The sequence below is a fragment of the bacterium genome (genome assembly GCA_035371905.1).
In the GTDB taxonomy this organism is placed as follows: Bacteria; Ratteibacteria; UBA8468; order B48-G9; family JAFGKM01; genus JAMWDI01.
Genome location: DAORXQ010000140.1, coordinates 1 through 3,667, shown reverse-complemented (window position 1 = coordinate 3,667; position 3,667 = coordinate 1). Strand labels below are relative to the sequence as shown.

General features: G+C 32.5%; 4 protein-coding genes. All 4 read left to right on the top strand.

The genetic code is table 11. From position 1 onward, the window contains the following. The coding region (locus tag PKV21_09670; protein ID HOM27754.1) for a sulfatase-like hydrolase/transferase at nucleotides 1–1,142 on the top strand (1,142 nt) is incomplete at its 5' end. Nucleotides 1,143–1,155: 13 nt separating this feature from the next. Continuing rightward, nucleotides 1,156–2,154 carry a glycosidase gene (locus PKV21_09665; protein ID HOM27753.1) on the top strand — a complete coding sequence of 333 codons (999 nt, stop codon included), beginning with the start codon at nucleotides 1,156–1,158 and terminating at the stop codon, nucleotides 2,152–2,154. 130 nt (nucleotides 2,155–2,284) lie between these two features. Further along, nucleotides 2,285–2,815, top strand: a complete 531-nt coding sequence (locus PKV21_09660) for a nitroreductase family protein (protein HOM27752.1) — start codon at nucleotides 2,285–2,287, stop codon at nucleotides 2,813–2,815. A 125-nt stretch (nucleotides 2,816–2,940) separates the two neighbouring features. Beyond that, the coding region (locus PKV21_09655; protein ID HOM27751.1) for a hypothetical protein at nucleotides 2,941–3,667 on the top strand (727 nt) is incomplete at its 3' end.

Genomic DNA, 3,667 nt, shown 5'->3' with positions numbered 1-3,667 from the left:
GACTTTACCCTCACCAGCACGGGATGTGGGAAAACAAAGGTTCTCTTCCGCCTGAAAATGAAACTTTCTTTCATCATCTACAGAAAAACGGATGGTTTGTTGCTCACATAGGAAAGGCACATTTTTATGAGCACAAAAATTTCCATATGAAAACAATGGAAGATTATATGAGAAAAAGAGGAATTGATTATGTCCACGAAACAACAGGTCCTCATGCAACAGTCACAACTGACTCATATATGACAGATTACCTGAAAGAAAAAGGACTTCTTGAGATATTCAGAAATGACTACAGAAATAGAAATAAATTTTCAACTCATCCAAGCCCACTTAAAGAAGAGGACTATCTTGACAGTTATGTTGGTAAAAAAGCATGCGAATTTATTAAAAACTACTCATTTGAAAAACCTTTATGTCTTTTTGTTGGATTTCCTTCTCCTCACGAACCATGGGATCCACCTGGAAAATATGCAGAAATGTATTCTCCTGAAGATATGCCACTACCTGTTGAAGAAATCATAGAAACTGCTGACCTGCCTGAAAAAACGAAAAAAATAATAGAACAATGGAAAAGAATTTTTAATGGTTTAAGTCAAGAAATAATAAAAAAAATAAGGTCTCTTTATTATGGTAAAATTTCTCTTGTTGATTACTGGATTGGAGAAATTTTAAAAACATATTATGAAAAACGAACTCCTGAAAATCTTATAATAATTTTCTGGTCTGACCATGGAGAAATGCTTGGAGACCATGGACTTCTTTATAAAAGTGTATTTTATGAACAGAGTGTAAAAATCCCTTTAATAATAAAGTGGCCAGGTAAAAATGATGAATTGAGAAAAAGTGCTAATAAAATTGTTGAAATAATTGATATTTTCCCTACGCTTCTTTCAGGTCTTGGGCTTGAAAAATCAAAAAGAGTAGTCGGTGAGAACTTATTTGAAGGGAAAAAGAAAAATTTTGCTTTGAGTGAGATTTATGCATTTGGTTTTCATCAGTATATGATAAGAACTGAAAAATTTAAAATGGTTTTTGAAAATGATGGAGATTGCCTATTTCTTTTTGATATGGAAAATGACCCTGATGAAATTACAAATCTTGCGGGAAAAATTAAATATTTTAAATCTGACCTTATAAATTAAAAAAGGAGGGCTAATGAAATTAAAAAGATGGTCAGGGAATCCTATTCTTACTCCGAATCCAGAAATTGAATGGGAAAAAGAAGCAGTTTACAATCCAGGGGCTTTTCTACATCAGGGAAAAATTTACTTACTTTATAGAGCAGTGGGTGAATACGAATTGTACTCTTCAAGATTTGGATTGGCAATAAGTAAGGATGGATTACACTTTGAAAGAGTTTCTGATAAACCAGTTTTTGAACCATACGCAAATTATGATAAAGGCGGTTGCGAAGACCCACGAATTGTTAAAATAGAGAACGAGTTTTTTATCACCTATGCTGCTTTACCCAATCCCCCCTCTAAATCAGGTAATTTTATTGAAGTTATGCAGAAACTTAAAGTTGACCCTCTTTATCCCAGAATACATGTTTTTTCTCATACAGGACTCCTTTCTTCTTTTGATTTATATAACTTTAAAAGAATGGGAATTATTACTCCACCTGAAATTGATGACCGTGATGGTGTTCTTTTTCCAGAAAAGATAGATGGAAAATATCTTTTACTACACAGACCCACTGAATGGATAGGAGAAAAGTTTGGAACTGATAAACCAAGTATCTGGCTTGCTTATTCAACAGATTTAAAAAACTGGGGTGAAAATAAACTTCTACTTAAACCAGAATATCCATGGGAAGAGAAAAAAATAGGTTCAGGTCCACCACCTATAAAAACAGAAGAAGGATGGCTTCTTATATATCACGGTGTTGATAAAAATTTTGTTTACAGGACAGGAGTAGTTCTTTTAGATTTAAACCATCCAGAAAAAGTTATTGCTCGTTCACCCTATCCTATTCTTGAACCAGAAGAAAATTATGAAAAAGTAGGAGATATACCAAATGTTGTTTTTCCCACAGGTACAGTTTTGATAGATGGAGAAATTTTTGTTTATTATGGAGCAGCAGATAAAGTATGTGGAGTGGCAACAACTTCATTAAAAGACCTTTTAGAATATGTATTAAAATTCAAAGTTTGAAAGTTATTTAACAATTAAATTGAACTTTAATTTTTCATTCATCTATCTACCCCTTTTAGTTATTTTTTCATAATATAAAAATTGACATTTTTTGGTTTTGTGGAATATATTTTAAAAAAGGAGGTTTTAAATGGAATTTGAAGATGTTATAAAGACAAGAAGAAGTATAAGAAGTTACAACAAAAAGGAAATCCCGGAAGATATATTGAAAAAAATTTTTGAAGGTACGAGAGTAGCTCCATCAGGAAATAATAAACAACCATGGTATTTCATTGTTGTAAAGGATAAAGATAAAAAAAGTAAGATAGCAAAATATTCCTATAATCAGTCATTTATTGCAGAGGCAGATTGTGTAGTTATTTGTTGTGGGAAGAAATATCCAAATCCATATGAGCCATTAAAAGACAACTGTTATCTTGTGGATGTAACAATTGCAATTGACCATCTTATTTTAACTGCGAGAAATTATGGAGTTGGGAGTTGCTGGGTTGGTGCATTTTATCCTGAACCTATAAAAAAACTGCTTAAAATACCTCAGGATATAGATATTTTAATGATAGTTCCTCTTGGATATACTTCCAGTGAATTTTATGAAAGTAAGAATAGAAAAGACCTTAAAGAATTTGTTTTTAAAGAAGAATTTAACAAACCCTTTTTTTGAAAAAATTTTCTCTTAAATGACCTCACTTCTTACCTCTAACGAAGTATTGGAACAATTAAAAATTTGACAGATTAAGTGTTATGTTTTTAACTTATTGTAAAAGTTATTTATAAAAGGGGGATTTTATGACATCAAGAGAAAGAGTAGACAGGAGTGTGAATTTTCAAGAAGTTGACCGTGTTCCTATAGATTTAGGTGGAATGAAAGCAAGTGGGATAAATGTTATTGCTTATGACCGCCTTAAAAGATATCTGGGATTAAAGTCACCTACAAAAGTACTTGATGCAAGGTTTATGATTGCTGTAGTGGAAGAAGAAATAAGAAAACTTTTTCACATAGATGTTATGCCTCTTGATTTAGAAAATGCACTCTGGTGGGCAACGGCAAAAGAAGAAGATTGGATTCCCAGAAAGTTGTTTGATGGCAGGACGGTATTATTTCCGCCTGGAACAAAAATTGAGGAAAAGGAAAATGGCGACTGGATTTTATTAAATCCGGATGGTTCCCCCACTCCATTTCGTATGCCAAAAGGAGGATTTTATTTTGACGACCTTAGTTTTGACAGGGGTAAATTTAAACCAGAAAATTTTAATCCTACAACTACCATTCCCGATGAACATTTAGAAATTCTGCACCGTTATGGTAAGTATCTTTATGAAAATACCGATTATGCTCTTCTTGGTTGGGGATATGGAGTATGTTTTTTAGGGTTAAGTTTAATTACGAATAGAAGTGATAATGTCACTCAGGGGCAACCAACACAGTGGATGATGATGCTTTTAACAGAAAAAAATCTTTGTCATGAATTGATGGATAAATCTGTAGAGGCATCTATAAGTTGTTTGAAACTGG